The following is a 14,540-nucleotide window of genomic DNA, read 5'->3' as shown; positions in this document are numbered from 1 at the left end:
TGCGCGCTCATTTCGGCTTATTAAATTTAATTCCTTGCCTTAAACCGACTGGCCGAAACGGTAGAAGGCTCTATTAACCGTAAGGAATATCCATGCGTCATTACGAAATCGTATTCATGGTTCACCCTGATCAGAGTGAGCAAGTACCTGGTATGATCGAACGTTATACTGGTTCTATCACTGAAGCTGGTGGTACTATCCACCGTCTTGAAGACTGGGGCCGTCGTCAATTGGCTTACCCAATCGACAAGCTTCACAAAGCTCATTATGTTCTTATGAACGTTGAAGCACCTACTGAAGTAATCAGCGAGCTAGAAACTACTTTCCGCTACAACGATGCAGTGCTTCGTAACTTAGTTATGCGTACTAAAGACGCTGTAACTGAAGCATCTCCTCTTGCGAAAGAAGAGAAGAAAGAAGCACCAGCTGCTTAATCGTTTTGAGTCCAAGCATGGCGCTTGCAGTTGAGACACTAAGATGAGCCAACCGGTTAATCCTTTTATGAATCAGCTGACGTTATCTGGGGTTGTATGTAAAACCCCAAAATATAGTCAAAGCCCTGCTGGTATACCGCATTGTATTTTTGTTCTTGAACACAAATCGATGCAAGTTGAAGCAGACCTTAACCGTAATAGTTATGTCAGGCTTCAAGTTGTTGCCAGTGGCACGCCAATGCAACAACAGACTCAACAATTGCACGTTGGGCAACAAGTGCAAGTGACGGGTTTTTTAAACCGACACGAAGGCCGAAATGGTTTAAGCCAATTGGTCTTGCATGCTCAGCATATAGAAAGAATTTTTTGAGGAATTAAACTCATGGCACGTTATTTCAGACGTCGTAAGTTCTGCCGCTTTAAAGCGGAAGGCGTACAACAAATCGATTATAAAGATCTAGCTACTCTTAGAAACTATGTTACAGAAAGTGGCAAAATCGTACCTAGCCGTATCACAGGTACTAGCGCTAAATATCAGCGTCAGCTAGCAACTGCTATCAAGCGTGCTCGCTACTTAGCCCTTCTTCCATACACTGACTTACATAAGTAAGCAGCGGATTAACAGTTTTTAAAAGGTGTAGAGACATGCAAGTTATTCTACTAGACAAGATCGCAAACCTAGGTGGCCTAGGTGACCAGGTTGTAGTTAAATCTGGCTTCGCACGTAACTTCCTTTTCCCACAAGGTAAGGCAGTTCCTGCAACTAAAGCTAACATCGAAACTTTCGAAGCACGTCGTGCTGAGTTAGAAGCTAAGATCGCTGAAGATCTAGCTGCTGCTCAAGCTCGCGCTGACAAGTTAGAAGCATTAGCTGAAGTTACACTAGTTTCTAAAGCTGGTGACGAAGGCAAGTTATTCGGTTCTATCGGTACTCGCGACATCGCTGAAGCTATTTCAGCTGTTGGCGTTGAAGTTGCAAAATCAGAAGTTCGTTTACCTCTAGGTACTATCCGTGAGACTGGCGAATTTGACGTTGCAATCGCAGTACACTCAGACGTTACGGCTACTATCAAAGTAATCGTTATCGCTGAAGCTTAATAGCAATATTAAGTAGAAAAAAAGCCGTGCTTTATTAAGCGCGGCTTTTTTGTATCTAAATTTTACTTACTTACTTACTTACTTACTTACTTACTTACTTACTTACTTACTTACTTACTTACTTACTTACTTACTTACTTACTTACTACTCTTTTTGCTTTGCTTTCCTGTCAATAGTTGTGCTATTTGCATTAATGTTTAATGGAATGGGGTTTTGTTTACCTATTTTAAACACAAGCAGTCTTTTGTCTTAATTTTTTATTTTTAGTTAGTATAATCAGGCTAGTTAGTTAGAATTGGTTAAATTGACAGCGACAGCGCTGTCATTTATAGTGGTTTCATAACAAAGTTGTAAGGAATGAAAGTTGAAGGAGACATTATCATCGGGAAAACACCGTGGTTTTACACTTGTTGAAATACTGATCGTTATCGCTATTTTAGGTATTTTATATAGCGTAGCGTTACCTGTTTATACCGAACAAATGCAACGCAGTCGCCGTGCCGACATACAACAAGAGTTATTGCAATATAGCGCGAGTCTTGAGCGTATTTATTCAAGAAATGGTGGTTACCCTAACGCATTTACGGCACAAAATACTGATTTTTATACTTTCACTTACACCCCTACAGATAAAGTCGCCGGTGCAATCAGTGACTTTAAAAACCGTGGTTATAGTTTAAAAGCATCACCAAAGTCTGGTTCGGCGCAAGCAAGTGATCGTTGTGGTGATCTCACTGTGAAACATGATGGCAGTTACACCGCCTCAGAGAATGATTGTTGGGAGTAGTTGAAGTGCGACGAAAGGCCGGATTTACACTGATAGAATTAATGGTCGTACTGGTTATTATTGGTATTATGGCTAGTCTTGCTTTCCCGTCATTTAGCCAGCAAATCTTGCAAGATCGCGTTGTAACGACCGCAAATCAACTAAATAGTGTCTATAAATATGCGCGCAGTGAAGCAGTAAAGCGTGAGCGAAAAATTAACTTAGTCGTTAATAATAACCGCTGGCAGGTAACGCTAAATGAAGCAGGCGTGGCTACGGTTCTTAAAGAATTTAGTGTAACCAAATCTGGCATAACGGTTGATCTAGCAGCCTTGACCGTGAGTGCCAGTGGTGAGGTTAACCAGCAAGCGCAAATAGATATTAAAGACAATCACAGCAACACCACTGACTATGTAATGTGTGTACTAAAAAGTGGCCAAAACTGGTTAGTTGAAAGTTCAGAGCGAGGATGTGCATGATTAAGCAGCAAGGTTTTTCATTACTAGAAGTCATGATATCTGTGGTAATCGCCGGAATCGCTTTATTAGGGTTGGCTGCTGCTCAACTTAAATCGCTTCAGTATGCTACTAACAGTTTTCATTACACGGTGTCGCTTATTCAAGGTCAAAACAGCATAGAGCGACTTTGGCCGCATATTTGTGATATTCAAAAAAACAACCCCGGCTTATTTCAAGATGTGACCTTTAGAGCGAGTCTTTCTCCACAGGTTAGTGACTACGAACTAACTCTGCCTGCTGTATACAATAATGACATGCAAATTAATGTTAGTTGGGTCGATAAACGCATGACTGATAATGCTGAGAACCAGATCAGTTTGAATGCGAGTTTCCCTGATTTGTCGGCGGTGTGTTAATGATAAAACATACAAAAGGGTTTAGCTTAGTCGAGTTAATGGTGGCGCTGGCTGCGGGAGCATTTTTACTTGCCGGGATTAGTTTGTCTTACTCGGCGATTAAAGGCACGATTCAGGTGAGCAAAGAGCTCGAAAATGCACAAGAGGTGCTTCGTTACACGAGTAAAGTGTTTAATCGCAGCATTAAGCAAACTCAAATAACCCCGGTTATTAGTGCTGATAAAAGCATGATAACCATCACTCAGCCTGCTGGTGTCATTGCCTGTGATGGTCAAGTTACCGCAGTGCAAGTTACTGAAGTTTATAGCTTAAACGATAATAACTTAATGTGCTCACTGAATGGCGCAGCTGCGGAGCGTTTGTTAACAGGGGTCGAGAGCTTATCGTTTGATATCGCGGGTGAATTGGTGACGGTGAGTGTGAAACCAGAGCAATTACCTGGGCAATTCGGCAATGGTATAAATATCGATATTGCGCTCACAAACACAATCTTACTGAAGGCATATGGTGGTGGCAGTGTTTAATAAGCAACATGGTTTTACCTTAATTACAGTGCTGATTTTAACGAGCATGGCCAGTCTTGTGGTGCTGAGCTCACTGCGTGAAAATATTGTGCAAGAACGTTTGAGCGGTAATTTTCAGAAAAAGTTAAACAGCCGTTTGCTAGCCGAAAAAGGGGTGTTTGAGCAAGCTAAACTATTACAACAAACACTGAACCGTGAAGGCGTATTAGCGGTTGATGATTTAATTAATAAAACGAATTTAGCGTCTGGTACTGGCATTATTGCGAGTGATGCTACCTTTAGTGCAACCCTTACTAAAAACCCTGATGGCGAGCTTGAAATTGCCAGCCTAGGGCAGCGCTTTGAAGGCGATGCACAGAGTAATTTAGTCGCACGCTTTGGCATTCAAGGTGCTAAAGGCAGCTCTGTATTTACCAATGCGATGGTTGGCTGTAAAGGGGTTAATTTGTCGGGCAGTGGAAGTATCGACAGCTATGATTCAAGCCAAGGTACTTACGAAGAAACTAAATCGAACGACGGTGATGTATCAACTATTGCCGGTGACTCTGATGTTGTGCTTTCAGGGCACTCGCCAATTAGAGGTGATGTAAAAGCCAGTGGTGTAATTTACTTAAACGGGTCATCGCCCATTATAGGTAATATTCACTCTAATACGGGGGTGTATATTTCTCCAGGTAGTGGTCTGCGAGTCGATGGAAATGTGTATACTCGGGGCTACTATAAACACCGAGGTGGCCGCATTTCAGGTGTAGTAAGAGCAAATGGTGATGCCACAATGCAATGGTCTACTTACATTGATAATACTCAAGGTGAGACCCTCGATATCATGTATGGCGGTACTGGTGACTTTAAAGACACCTACAATAATCAGCAAGACGGCGTACATTACAGTAATAGTAAATTTAATATAAACCCGAATGTTGAACCCGTCACTGTAGCCGACCCCACGGCACCTGATTACGACCCGAGTAACCCTGATACCAACTGTGACCCTTTAATTTTGCCCGAAAAAATGACTGACATAATGGCTGGTATCACTGGGTATGATTCTGTTTCGGTTGGGCCTACTCAACTATTTAAGTTTAATACTGAACAAGGGTTTCACAGCAATGGTGGCAGCCAAATTATTGTGCCGACCTTAGCTGATGTATTTTTGTTTGATAAGAAGATTCAAAATCAATCTCATGGGAGCCATTCTAAAGAGTATGTATTTGCTTTAGATGGTTTGAAAATGACCAGTGATGGCAAAATGGAAGTCTCAGGGGGCGATGTCATCTTATTGATAGATGGTGATTTTTCAATGGAAGGTGATACCACCCTGACGATCAAAAAAGACAGCAGTCTTACTGTATTATTAACGGGAAAAGTTAATATTGGTGCCGGTGCTAAAGTGATCACTGAACAAGAAGGATTAACGACCAGTGGGCATCCATCGCTGTCGTTTTACTCGTCATTTAACGGTGTGAATGGTGTGCAATTTAGTGGCGCTGCAAACTTGTATGCCGCAATTTATGCGCCGCTTACCACGGTAAAATTGTCGGGAAGTGGCGAGCTATTTGGCAGTGTTCGTGGTGCGGTGATCACCTCATCAGGCGGCAGTGGGGCGCACTATGATGCGGGTCTGCTTAAAGTACAAAATGGGGGGAAACCGTCAACCCCTGCACGGATTGTGTTTTTAGGCTGGAGCTACAAAACACCGCCACAGAGTGAACCGAGCCCCGCACAATAATGACCTAATTCGAGCAAGGTGATACTTGCTCGAAAAAATATTTAGTTTCATTTAAACCTTTTGAATCCCTCCTTACGTCTAATACACTAAATTCACAACAATAATCATAAAGGACAACATCCGGGATGTTGATAGATGCAGAGCAAGCGTTTGCACAGCAAAGTGAGCACACCTTGATTGAGCGCGTAAAAAGCGGCGATCAAGTTGCCTATGCAGCACTTTATGAGTTGCATGTGAAACGTGTTTACAGCCTTTGTTTGCGACTTATTGCAGATAAAGAGCACGCCGAAGATGCAACACAAGAAGTGTTTGTACAGTTGTGGCACAAAATCGCCAATTTTGATGGGCGCTCACAGTTTACGACCTGGTTACACAGCGTGACGAGTAATATTGCGATTAGCTATATTCGTAAACATAAAAACTGGTTACAGAAAGTCGTGAGCTTTGAGCAAAGTGGCATGGATGAACAAAGTGCAGCGGACTGTCAGGGTTTAAATGGCCTTGATAAATTAGTACTCAGATTGCCCGAACGAGCGCGTATGGTGTTTGTACTCCATGCAATTGAAGGCTATCGCCATGAAGAAATAGCCAGCATGCTTGATATGGCCGTTGGTTCAAGTAAATCGCAGTTTCACCGTGCAAGGCAGTTATTAAAAGAGTGGTATGAAAATGAGTAAGCCAGATTTTGAACAGTTTTTAAATGACTCGCTTAATCAACCTAAGCAAGATATCGGCCCAGATAAAAACTTATGGCCGGGTATTGAGCGTGCAATTGCTCACCCTACAGAGCAACAAGCTGAACAGTCACGTTTTACGTGGAATAAGCTTGCAGCCGTTGCTGCATGCTGTGTTGCGGCACTGCTTAGCGTGCAATTGTTTGTTGCTCAGACCGAGCCGAATACGATGATAGCCATGAGTGATTATTTTACGAAGCAAAAACAGGGCTTGTTGGTGCAATATCAGAATCAACCTGCACTTACCGACAATTGGCAGCAGCAGCTTGAAGAATTAGAAGAAGCAGAGAGTGCCATTAAGCAAGCACTGGAAAATGAACCTGAAAATCCTGCGTTATTACAAATGCTGTCGCAGGTTTATCAGCAACAACTTGATTTAATTAATAAGGTGCATGCACCTAAGTGGCAAACGATTTAGGAGTGATAACCATGAAACTACTCGCATTAACATTAGGATTACTGCCACTGATGGCAATGGCAGGACAAACAATCAATGAACAGGTTGATATACCTGCGAATAAGCGCATTTTTATTGAAAACCAACGTGGTGATGTGCGTATTGAAGGGTGGGATAAACCGGTGTTAAAAATCGAAGGTGAATTAGATGATAAAGCCGACGGTTATCGTTTAGATGTGGAAGGAAGCCGCGTCGAATTTATTGTCAAAATGCCACGTAACATAAGTGGCTGGAACAAAGGCGACGGTTCACGTTTAACGATTTATATGCCAAAAAGCAGTGAGCTCGAATTTGCTGGGGTGAATGTGACCGTCAGCGCCAAAGAGCTGGCAGCAGGCGCCGACATTGATACTGTGAACGGTGATATAACGGTGCAGGATATTAGCGGTAACATGAGTTTTGAAACGGTGAATGGTGATGTCAATGCGATTGACCTAAACGGTGATATTCGTTTTGAAACGGTGAATGGTGAAATTAATGATAAAAACTCACAAGGTACGCTGCGTTTTACAGCAGTAAATGGCGATATCAAGTCAAAAACCAAAGCCGAAGATGTGCGTCTTGAAAATGTAAACGGTAATATCGACTTTGCATTTGATGCAATTAAAAAACTACGTATCAATACGGTGAACGGCGAAGCCGAAGTGCATATTAATAAATTACTCACCGGTGCAAATGTGCGCTTTGAATCTGTCAGTGGAGATGCGGAGTTTTACTTCCCAGCTGACGTATCAGCCCAGTTTGAAATAGAAGCACATGCAAACGGCAAAATTGTTAATGAGCTAAGTGATGATAAAGCAATAAAAGCGAAGTATGGACCATCGAGTGATCTTGAGTTTAGTGTTAATGGCGGGAACGCTGATATTGAAATGGATACCATTAGTGGTCGCATAGAACTGCGCAAACAAAAATAATCACTAAGGTGAGCGTCATTAATCTAAGCACTGAGTAATATGTCTAGTTACCAAGGTTTAGCTTAATTACAATAAAGCGGGAAGATTTCCCGCTTTTCTATTTGCACAGCCTTTGCAAGTCGATAGAATAGAGCCATTCAATTTAAGTTTTGTGAAGATATGGCTAAACCAGATAAGCAAGTCGATACGTTAAAAGTTCCTCCCCATTCAATTGAAGCTGAGCAATCTGTTTTAGGTGGTTTAATGCTTGATAATCAAGCGTTTGACCGTGTTGCTGAGTTGGTTGTCTCGCAGGATTTTTATACCCGCACACATAAGTTGATTTTTGAAGCGATGGTGAGTCTTGCAGAGGCAGGCGACCCGATTGATTTGATCACCATTTCTGAAAGCTTAGAAAAAAATAATCAGCTGAGCAATGTGGGTGGCTTTGCTTACCTTGCTGAAATCGCAAAAAATACTCCCAGTGCTGCCAACATCGACGCATACGCAAATATCGTTCGTGAACGTGCCGTTATTCGTGAAATGATTGGTGTTGCAAACGAAATCGCCGAAGCGGGCTTTAGTCCAGAAGGACGCACAAGCCATGATTTGCTCGATTTTGCAGAAAGTAAAGTATTCAAAATTGCCGAGCAACGTACTAAAAGTACCGAAGGTCCACAAAGCTTACACAGCATTCTAGAAAAAACGGTTGATAAGATTGAAGAGTTATATCAATCGCCACAAGATGGTGTAACGGGTGTAAGTACAGGGTATGCCGATCTAGATAAAATGACGGCGGGTATGCAGCCTTCAGATCTGATTATTGTTGCTGCACGTCCATCAATGGGTAAAACCACGTTTGCGATGAACTTAGCTGAACATGCGGCAATGACGCAAGACAAACCCGTGCTTATCTACTCACTAGAGATGCCGTCAGAACAAATTATGATGAGGATGCTTGCCTCACTCGGTCGTATTAACCAAACGAAAGTACGTACAGGCCAATTAGATGATGATGATTGGGCTCGCCTCTCTTCAACCATGGGCTTATTGATGGAAAAAGGGAAGATGTATGTTGACGATGCATCGGGCCTTACACCGACCGATGTACGTTCGCGTGCACGTCGTATCGCACGTGATCATGGCGGTATTAGTATGATCATGGTCGACTACTTGCAGCTAATGCGCGTTCCGAGCTTATCTGATAACCGTACCTTAGAGATTGCCGAAATCTCGCGTTCATTAAAAGCCCTTGCCAAAGAGCTACAATGCCCTGTAATTGCCCTGTCGCAGCTTAACCGTACGCTAGAGCAACGTGCTGATAAACGCCCAATCAACTCTGACTTACGTGAATCAGGCTCAATCGAGCAGGATGCCGACTTAATCATGTTTATTTATCGTGATGAAGTGTATAACGAAGACAGTGCCGAGAAAGGGGTCGCTGAAATCATAATCGGTAAGCAACGTAATGGTCCTATCGGTAAAGTGCGTCTTACGTTCCAAGGTCAATTCTCACGTTTTGATAACTACGCGGGCCCAGCTATGGATGACGAATATTAATGCGCTTAGCCATCGCCGAAATTAATCTAAAAGCACTGGCTAATAACTTAGCGCAAGTGAAGCACTTTGCGCCCAATTGCAAGGTGATGGCGGTGTTAAAGGCCAATGCATATGGCCACGGTTTGGTTAAAATTGCCCAGCACCTAAGTGCCGCTGATGCATTTGCAGTGGCACGTATTGATGAAGCATTAGCGCTGCGGGCGGGAGGTTTAACAAAACCAATCGTTTTACTTGAAGGCTTTTTTCATCAAGACGATTTACCTATTTTGCTCGCGAATAACTTTCAGACCATTATTCATGATGAAAATCAGTTGGCTGCACTTGAAAGTGCCACGTTGGATGCACCGATAGCATGTTGGTTAAAAATTAATACAGGGATGCACCGTTTAGGGATTGCACCATCACAATTTGAATCGTTTTATCATCGTTTAAAAGCAAGTGACAATGCACGTGATGATATTAAATTAATGACGCATTTTTCGTGTGCTGATGATGTAAACGATGAGAAAACAACCCAGCAAATAGCGTTATTTGATTCATTAACGGATGGCAAAGCTCAGCAGCACTGTTTAGCAAACTCAGCGGGTATTTTAGCATGGCCGCATGGGCATGGTGATTGGGTTCGCCCAGGGTTAATGCTTTATGGTGTCTCGCCGATGCTAAATGGCGTGGGTAAAGAACACGGTTTAGCGCCAGTGATGCGTTTAACAACACGCGTTATTGCGATTCGCGATGTTGATGCGCATCAGTGTGTTGGTTACGGAGGCCGTTGGTGCAGTGATAAGCCAACCAAGCTTGCGGTTGTCGCGATGGGATATGGTGATGGCTATCCTCGCCATGCACGACAAGGCACACCGGTGATCATTAAATCACAACGCTATGGTATTGTCGGCACTGTCGCGATGGATATGATAACAGTTGATATTGGCGATAATGGCGACAATATTCAAGTGGGTGACGAAGTAATCATGTGGGGCCCAGAGCTGCCTGTCGAAGAAATAGCGCAGTGTGCTAGTACCATACCTTACGAGCTACTGTGTAATATTACTCCGCGAGTCAGCTATGAGTATCAAGAGTAACGAAGCACGTTACTCTTTAATAAAATAGATGTCGCTAAAGCCCATTTTTGCAAACTCTTGATCACGAAAATTACGCACTGCCGCAGAGCCTTTTGAGGTCATTTCTATTTGTTGTTCCATCTTTAAATAATTGCTTAAGTCAATTCCCTCAGCTGCCGCAATGGCGTGGTACATGTCGCGGTACTTGTCTTTAGAAAAGTTGATTTCGCGAGGTTGGTTTTTAAATGTGTATGTAATGCGGCGTGCCATAATGACTCCTCTTAATTTATAGGGCTGATTTTACACTAAATACGAGCCTTAGCCATGACTTGTCGCTATAAGCGGGTTACAATGCGACACTGTTAAAAAACTCGGTAGCTTAAAATGAAACTTTCTGTAGAGATTAGTAAATACCCACTTCATCAAGATTACATTCCATTTATTAAAGGCTTTATTGACCGCGTAAACAGCTATGATGGCCTTAAAGTGATTACTAATACGCTATCTACACAGATTTTTGGTGATTACGACTTAGTCATGTCTGTACTTAACACTGAAATTAAGCGCTCTTATGAAGAGTTTGGTAAAGCAATTTTTGTTTGTAAATTTTTACACGGTGATTTGTCGCCAAGCGATGATTAAGTAATCGATAACGACGGCGTGATATGGAATTTTTAACCGAAACTTTCTCTGGCTTTACGGCAATGTCGCACTGGGAATATATTGCAGTGGCGTTGTCGATGGCGTACTTGTTGCTCGCGATTAAAGAGAGCTTATGGTGTTGGCCTGCCGCGTTTGCAAGCACCTTTATTTACACCGTAATGTACTGGAACGGCGCGCTATTAATGGAGTCGCTGCTTAACTTATACTACATGTACATGGCTGTGTATGGGTGGGTAATTTGGCGACGAGGTTTAAACCATAAAGACCGGTTGCCGATTGTTTCGTGGTCATTAAAAAAGCATGTCGTGATCTTATTTACTACCTCATTAGCCTCGGTGGTGATTGGTTTCATCATGACCAATTACACGCATGCAGATTTTGCATATTTAGACAGCTTTACCACCTGTTTTGCTGTGGTTACAACCTACCTTGTCGCCAAAAAAGTTCTTGAAAATTGGCTATACTGGATTGTTATAGATGCGGCGTCCATGTATTTGTACTTTGAAAAAGGGTATTACCCGACCTTGGTGCTGTTTGTGTTTTATACCATTATGGCAGCGTGGGGGTTTAAAACCTGGTATGAAGAGTATGAGCAACATCAAGCTAAGCCATTAGCTCAACTTTAAATGAAAACAGAACAACAAATAAACGCGCTATTTTCGCGTTTTGATCCCGCGTTAACGATTACGTCAATCAGTCCATTGGTTGAAGGGTTAAGTAACGATAATTACTTAGTAAAAACAGCGACCAATAGCTATTTGGTAAAACATTATCGCGACCATTGGCCTGCGGTAGGCTTGGCTGCTCAAACACATTTTGCTAAACAAAGTTGCTGCCCAGCGCCTCTTTGGCTAGAACAAGTCACAGACACGGCTATTTTCGATTATGTTGAAGGTCGTATTGCCAGCGGCGATTTTTGTGACAGTTTACTGCCAGATTTAGTCAATCTGCACCTGTATCCCTTGCTCACAGAGCCAATGGACATCGCTTATGAAATTAATTGTTATCAACACACCACTCGCTACCAACAGCATCTTTCATTAATAGAAGAGTCACTCGCTTATATTGCTAATGCACCAAAAGATATGGGCTTTTGCCATAATGATTTGGTTAAAGAAAATATCATTGTGAATAATAGCGGTATGTTTTTAATCGACTTCGAATATGCCAAAAGTAATGATGTTTATTTTGACTTGGCAGCCTTAGTGGTCAGTTTTCAGCTGAATACTGAACAACAGCAAGCTTTGCTTGAACAATACCGAACACTTATATCAGCCCACCACGAATTTACCCTTTCGCTCAACAAGCTAGCGGCATTTCAGGGGCTATTTTTATTATTGTGTATTTGTTGGTACGAGCAACGAGGGGCAATGGATAAAGTGGCGCCACTGCTTGTGCAGCTTCACCACTTCATTAAACAGCAAAAACGCTAAAGGCCACCAATTCGCTCGGCAAGCTCTTTGTATTTTTTTACATCATCGTGTTCGAACAAAGGCTCACCTTTGTCATCTTGTGATTTCGAGATCAGTAAATGTTCGCGAGCAAGTCGTTTCACGCGTTCTACTTTTACACCTAAAAATTCTGCAACTTGCTCTGTTGACATTAAACTCATGATCAAATTCCCACCTTGTTATTAATTTTATAAGTATACGTTAATACCGTGGTTCTGCCTTAATGTGAAGTGTTTTAATGAAAATTGCTGAATTTATAAGCATGTAAAGTGTTCAATGCTAGCATTTATAGCAAGATGCCATTATCATTGCCGGGTTGTCATGCTGATATCGCGAGTTGGTACTGACAACGACAAATGTGCTCTCGTGGTGAAATGGATATCACGTGGCCCTCCGGAGGCTGAGTTGCAGGTTCGATCCCTGCCGAGAGCGCCATTTGCTCCTTCTTTTGTTATTTTCTACACTGTTTATATCCTTTTTATTTTCATGATTTTAAAACATGACTTATCAACCCATTGCATGTGGTGATTACGACCAATTCGAATTGTGGTGCATGCACTCAACAGACTTACAGATTACATTGCACTCAGGCGAGCAAGTAAATGGCAAAGCGATTAACTTACAGATTATAAGTCCTGAAGGTGAGCACTTAATTTTGAGCACAAAAAAAGGCGAACACGCCGTTCGCCTTGATTTAATCAAATCTGTTGAGCCACGCTAAGGTAGGCTTATAACCACTTTTTATTCTTAAAGTAGATACCAATACCAACGGTAAGGACCACTAAGAAGATTAAAAATAGGCTAAATGCATACGGACTTTCCGTGCCCGGAATACCGCCCACATTGACACCAAGTAAGCCCGTTAAGAAGCCTAATGGTAAAAACAATGCTGCAACGACCGACATCACATACATACGCTGATTAAGTTGTTCAGACACTTGGTTAGCAATAGTCTGTTGAATAATTTGTGCACGTTCAATTGAGCTGTCTAGCTCTTCTAAAAAGCGAATCAACATATTGGTTGTTTCGTTTAAACGGGCTTTGTCGTCTTCATCTAACCACTTGTATTTGTTGTTTAACAACGTAATGAGGGCCTCTTTTTGTGGCCTTAAATAGCGTTTTAGGGCGATGGTCTGACGGCGCATTTGTGCTAAAGCTTGGTTATCAAAACCTTTGCTTGGCTCATCAATTTCGTCTTCAAATATATCCAACGTGTCATCAAGGCTATCAATGACCCCTTGCATACGCGATGTAAGATTTTGTGCTAATTGACACACGAGCTCTGAAATTGAACATGGACCGTTACTGTCATCAAATGTTGCAACAACATCTTGCACTGAGAGTAAACGGCGTTTGCGGGTTGTGATAATGACGTTTTCGTTGATAAATAAGCGCAAAGACACCATGTCTTCTGGGCTTTGTGCGGGATTTAAATTAACGCCACGTAAAAAGAGCATCGAACCGTTGGTTACTTTTGTTAGGCGTGGACGCGTCTCATCCGCAATCAGGGATGCTAATTCATAGTCAGTCAGTAAATTACTGTCAGCAAGCCACTTTACAGCGTCAGCTTGGCTGTAATCCATATGAACCCAAAGTTTTCCATGTTCGAGTTGCCAATTCTCCAGCTCGGTACTATTGTCAATAGCACGTGCACCGCCTTGCTCGTCTAAAATTAAGACATGAAGTAACCCATTGATCATATTGAACTCTCATTTTACAAATAGTGCGATATAGTTGAGTATATACATTAGTATAGTCAAGACTATATTAATGAAATCGATTTATCGATGAGATGAATATATTTTGTTGGTGTTTCTAGCTCTGTAGCGTATAAGACACTTTTTTATAGAGGGCACATTAATGAGTGCAAAAATTATCGTTGGCTGGCGCGAATGGCTAAGCCTTCCTGATTTAGGAATTGATAAAATCAAAGCAAAAGTGGACACGGGGGCGCGTACATCGTGTATTCATGCTTTTGATATTGAAGAGTTTTCAGAAAATGGCGAAAACTGGGTGAAATTCACAACCCAGCCTCTGCAGGATGATGTGGATACTGTGGTCCACTGTCGTGCAAAAGTGATGGAGCGTAAGTATGTGACCAGTTCAAGTGGTCAAAGAGAGCTTCGTTACTTTATAGAAACAACGTTAGTCGCAGGAAGCCAAAGCTGGCCCGTTAGAGTGACTTTAAGTAACCGTTCAACAATGAAGTTTAGAATGTTGTTAGGGCGTACAGCAATGGAAAATCGCATAGTCGTCGATCCGGCTTTATCTCATTTATTATAAAAGGCGCTCATAGCA

General features: G+C 42.2%; 22 protein-coding genes and 1 tRNA gene. 20 read left to right on the top strand and 3 right to left on the bottom strand.

Going from position 1 to position 14,540, the window contains the following annotated elements:
- Positions 1-92: 92 nt before the first annotated feature.
- The 14 genes from rpsF to alr all read left to right on the top strand — a co-directional run bounded on the left by rpsF (position 93) and on the right by alr (position 10,149).
- Complete coding sequence (gene rpsF, locus H3302_RS13740) at positions 93-434, top strand: 30S ribosomal protein S6 (RefSeq protein WP_036973113.1); 342 nt, start codon at positions 93-95, stop codon at positions 432-434.
- Positions 435-501: 67 nt separating this feature from the next.
- Complete coding sequence (gene priB, locus H3302_RS13735; protein WP_036973732.1) at positions 502-804, top strand: primosomal replication protein N; 303 nt, start codon at positions 502-504, stop codon at positions 802-804.
- Positions 805-816: 12 nt separating this feature from the next.
- Positions 817-1,044, top strand: a complete 228-nt coding sequence (rpsR, locus tag H3302_RS13730) for a 30S ribosomal protein S18 (RefSeq protein ID WP_002962753.1) — start codon at positions 817-819, stop codon at positions 1,042-1,044.
- 35 nt (positions 1,045-1,079) lie between these two features.
- Positions 1,080-1,532 carry a 50S ribosomal protein L9 gene (gene rplI, locus H3302_RS13725; protein ID WP_036973111.1) on the top strand — a complete coding sequence of 151 codons (453 nt, stop codon included), beginning with the start codon at positions 1,080-1,082 and terminating at the stop codon, positions 1,530-1,532.
- Positions 1,533-1,897: 365 nt separating this feature from the next.
- The gene (locus tag H3302_RS13720) at positions 1,898-2,320 is read left to right on the top strand and encodes a type IV pilin protein (RefSeq protein WP_180311130.1); all 423 of its coding nucleotides are present in this window, start codon (positions 1,898-1,900) and stop codon (positions 2,318-2,320) included.
- A gap of 5 nt (positions 2,321-2,325) precedes the next feature.
- Positions 2,326-2,778, top strand: coding sequence for a GspH/FimT family pseudopilin (locus H3302_RS13715; RefSeq protein WP_182395534.1), 453 nt, complete (start codon positions 2,326-2,328; stop codon positions 2,776-2,778).
- On the top strand, positions 2,775-3,173 hold the full coding sequence (locus H3302_RS13710) for a prepilin-type N-terminal cleavage/methylation domain-containing protein (RefSeq protein ID WP_182395532.1): 399 nt from the start codon (positions 2,775-2,777) through the stop codon (positions 3,171-3,173). The genes H3302_RS13715 and H3302_RS13710 overlap by 4 nt, the downstream gene beginning before the upstream one ends.
- Complete coding sequence (locus H3302_RS13705) at positions 3,173-3,697, top strand: prepilin-type N-terminal cleavage/methylation domain-containing protein (protein WP_118844648.1); 525 nt, start codon at positions 3,173-3,175, stop codon at positions 3,695-3,697. Before H3302_RS13710 ends, H3302_RS13705 begins: the two co-directional genes overlap by 1 nt.
- Positions 3,678-5,426, top strand: coding sequence for a polymer-forming cytoskeletal protein (locus tag H3302_RS13700; protein WP_182395530.1), 1,749 nt, complete (start codon positions 3,678-3,680; stop codon positions 5,424-5,426). Before H3302_RS13705 ends, H3302_RS13700 begins: the two co-directional genes overlap by 20 nt.
- Positions 5,427-5,551: 125 nt before the next feature.
- Positions 5,552-6,103 carry an RNA polymerase sigma factor gene (locus H3302_RS13695; RefSeq protein ID WP_036973104.1) on the top strand — a complete coding sequence of 184 codons (552 nt, stop codon included), beginning with the start codon at positions 5,552-5,554 and terminating at the stop codon, positions 6,101-6,103.
- On the top strand, positions 6,090-6,578 hold the full coding sequence (locus H3302_RS13690) for a hypothetical protein (protein ID WP_182395528.1): 489 nt from the start codon (positions 6,090-6,092) through the stop codon (positions 6,576-6,578). The genes H3302_RS13695 and H3302_RS13690 overlap by 14 nt, the downstream gene beginning before the upstream one ends.
- An 11-nt stretch (positions 6,579-6,589) precedes the next feature.
- Entirely contained in the window at positions 6,590-7,531 is a 942-nt protein-coding gene (locus tag H3302_RS13685) for a DUF4097 family beta strand repeat-containing protein (RefSeq protein ID WP_036973102.1), read from the top strand.
- Between the two features lie 159 nt (positions 7,532-7,690).
- Positions 7,691-9,070, top strand: a complete 1,380-nt coding sequence (gene dnaB, locus H3302_RS13680; protein ID WP_036973100.1) for a replicative DNA helicase — start codon at positions 7,691-7,693, stop codon at positions 9,068-9,070.
- Positions 9,070-10,149 carry an alanine racemase gene (gene alr, locus H3302_RS13675; RefSeq protein WP_074989353.1) on the top strand — a complete coding sequence of 360 codons (1,080 nt, stop codon included), beginning with the start codon at positions 9,070-9,072 and terminating at the stop codon, positions 10,147-10,149. Before dnaB ends, alr begins: the two co-directional genes overlap by 1 nt.
- A gap of 9 nt (positions 10,150-10,158) precedes the next feature.
- On the opposite strand, the gene H3302_RS13670 is transcribed toward alr, so the two are convergent.
- Complete coding sequence (locus H3302_RS13670) at positions 10,159-10,398, bottom strand: DUF2960 domain-containing protein (protein ID WP_036973096.1); 240 nt, start codon at positions 10,396-10,398, stop codon at positions 10,159-10,161.
- Positions 10,399-10,512: 114 nt separating this feature from the next.
- On the opposite strand from H3302_RS13670, the gene H3302_RS13665 reads away from it, so the two are divergent.
- From H3302_RS13665 to H3302_RS13655, 3 genes are read left to right on the top strand one after another with little or no spacing between them, the layout of a single operon-like run.
- Positions 10,513-10,770: a YkoF family thiamine/hydroxymethylpyrimidine-binding protein gene (locus tag H3302_RS13665; RefSeq protein ID WP_036973093.1), complete on the top strand. Its 258-nt coding sequence runs from the start codon at positions 10,513-10,515 to the stop codon at positions 10,768-10,770.
- A gap of 23 nt (positions 10,771-10,793) precedes the next feature.
- Complete coding sequence (gene pnuC, locus H3302_RS13660) at positions 10,794-11,417, top strand: nicotinamide riboside transporter PnuC (RefSeq protein ID WP_036973092.1); 624 nt, start codon at positions 10,794-10,796, stop codon at positions 11,415-11,417.
- Complete coding sequence (locus H3302_RS13655; protein ID WP_182395525.1) at positions 11,418-12,224, top strand: phosphotransferase family protein; 807 nt, start codon at positions 11,418-11,420, stop codon at positions 12,222-12,224.
- Here the strand turns inward: H3302_RS13655 and H3302_RS13650 are convergent.
- Positions 12,221-12,403, bottom strand: coding sequence for a hypothetical protein (locus H3302_RS13650; protein WP_036973088.1), 183 nt, complete (start codon positions 12,401-12,403; stop codon positions 12,221-12,223). The two genes, H3302_RS13655 and H3302_RS13650, sit on opposite strands and share 4 nt — an antisense overlap.
- Before the next feature lie 199 nt (positions 12,404-12,602).
- Here H3302_RS13650 and H3302_RS13645 point away from each other — a divergent pair.
- Positions 12,603-12,677, top strand: a tRNA-Arg gene (locus H3302_RS13645).
- Between the two features lie 64 nt (positions 12,678-12,741).
- Entirely contained in the window at positions 12,742-12,963 is a 222-nt protein-coding gene (locus H3302_RS13640) for a Rho-binding antiterminator (protein WP_182395523.1), read from the top strand.
- A gap of 7 nt (positions 12,964-12,970) precedes the next feature.
- Here the strand turns inward: H3302_RS13640 and H3302_RS13635 are convergent, their stop codons facing one another.
- Positions 12,971-13,942: a zinc transporter ZntB gene (locus H3302_RS13635; RefSeq protein ID WP_182395521.1), complete on the bottom strand. Its 972-nt coding sequence runs from the start codon at positions 13,940-13,942 to the stop codon at positions 12,971-12,973.
- Between the two features lie 160 nt (positions 13,943-14,102).
- Between H3302_RS13635 and H3302_RS13630 the strand changes: the two genes are divergently transcribed.
- A complete protein-coding gene (locus tag H3302_RS13630; protein ID WP_036973081.1) occupies positions 14,103-14,525 on the top strand; it encodes an ATP-dependent zinc protease in 423 nt (140 codons plus the stop codon).
- Positions 14,526-14,540 lie beyond the last annotated feature (15 nt).

The organism is Pseudoalteromonas sp. MT33b (genome assembly GCF_014117385.1).
GTDB classification, from domain to species: domain Bacteria; phylum Pseudomonadota; class Gammaproteobacteria; order Enterobacterales; family Alteromonadaceae; genus Pseudoalteromonas; species Pseudoalteromonas lipolytica.
The sequence above is the reverse complement of the archived record's forward strand: the minus strand, read 5'-3'. Positions and strand labels throughout refer to the sequence as shown.

Excerpts from the sequence above, each read along its gene's own strand:
- rpsF (WP_036973113.1), top strand. The coding sequence starts at position 93 with ATGCGTCATTACGAAATCGTATTCATGGTTCACCCTGATCAGAGTGAG.
- priB (WP_036973732.1), top strand. The coding sequence starts at position 502 with ATGAATCAGCTGACGTTATCTGGGGTTGTATGTAAAACCCCAAAATAT.
- rpsR (WP_002962753.1), top strand. The coding sequence starts at position 817 with ATGGCACGTTATTTCAGACGTCGTAAGTTCTGCCGCTTTAAAGCGGAA.
- rplI (WP_036973111.1), top strand. The coding sequence starts at position 1,080 with ATGCAAGTTATTCTACTAGACAAGATCGCAAACCTAGGTGGCCTAGGT.
- H3302_RS13710 (WP_182395532.1), top strand. The coding sequence starts at position 2,775 with ATGATTAAGCAGCAAGGTTTTTCATTACTAGAAGTCATGATATCTGTG.
- H3302_RS13705 (WP_118844648.1), top strand. The coding sequence starts at position 3,173 with ATGATAAAACATACAAAAGGGTTTAGCTTAGTCGAGTTAATGGTGGCG.
- H3302_RS13700 (WP_182395530.1), top strand. The coding sequence starts at position 3,678 with ATGGTGGTGGCAGTGTTTAATAAGCAACATGGTTTTACCTTAATTACA.
- H3302_RS13695 (WP_036973104.1), top strand. The coding sequence starts at position 5,552 with ATGTTGATAGATGCAGAGCAAGCGTTTGCACAGCAAAGTGAGCACACC.
- H3302_RS13690 (WP_182395528.1), top strand. The coding sequence starts at position 6,090 with ATGAAAATGAGTAAGCCAGATTTTGAACAGTTTTTAAATGACTCGCTT.
- H3302_RS13685 (WP_036973102.1), top strand. The coding sequence starts at position 6,590 with ATGAAACTACTCGCATTAACATTAGGATTACTGCCACTGATGGCAATG.
- dnaB (WP_036973100.1), top strand. The coding sequence starts at position 7,691 with ATGGCTAAACCAGATAAGCAAGTCGATACGTTAAAAGTTCCTCCCCAT.
- alr (WP_074989353.1), top strand. The coding sequence starts at position 9,070 with ATGCGCTTAGCCATCGCCGAAATTAATCTAAAAGCACTGGCTAATAAC.
- H3302_RS13670 (WP_036973096.1), bottom strand. The coding sequence starts at position 10,398 with ATGGCACGCCGCATTACATACACATTTAAAAACCAACCTCGCGAAATC.
- H3302_RS13665 (WP_036973093.1), top strand. The coding sequence starts at position 10,513 with ATGAAACTTTCTGTAGAGATTAGTAAATACCCACTTCATCAAGATTAC.
- pnuC (WP_036973092.1), top strand. The coding sequence starts at position 10,794 with ATGGAATTTTTAACCGAAACTTTCTCTGGCTTTACGGCAATGTCGCAC.
- H3302_RS13655 (WP_182395525.1), top strand. The coding sequence starts at position 11,418 with ATGAAAACAGAACAACAAATAAACGCGCTATTTTCGCGTTTTGATCCC.
- H3302_RS13650 (WP_036973088.1), bottom strand. The coding sequence starts at position 12,403 with ATGAGTTTAATGTCAACAGAGCAAGTTGCAGAATTTTTAGGTGTAAAA.
- H3302_RS13640 (WP_182395523.1), top strand. The coding sequence starts at position 12,742 with ATGACTTATCAACCCATTGCATGTGGTGATTACGACCAATTCGAATTG.
- H3302_RS13635 (WP_182395521.1), bottom strand. The coding sequence starts at position 13,942 with ATGATCAATGGGTTACTTCATGTCTTAATTTTAGACGAGCAAGGCGGT.
- H3302_RS13630 (WP_036973081.1), top strand. The coding sequence starts at position 14,103 with ATGAGTGCAAAAATTATCGTTGGCTGGCGCGAATGGCTAAGCCTTCCT.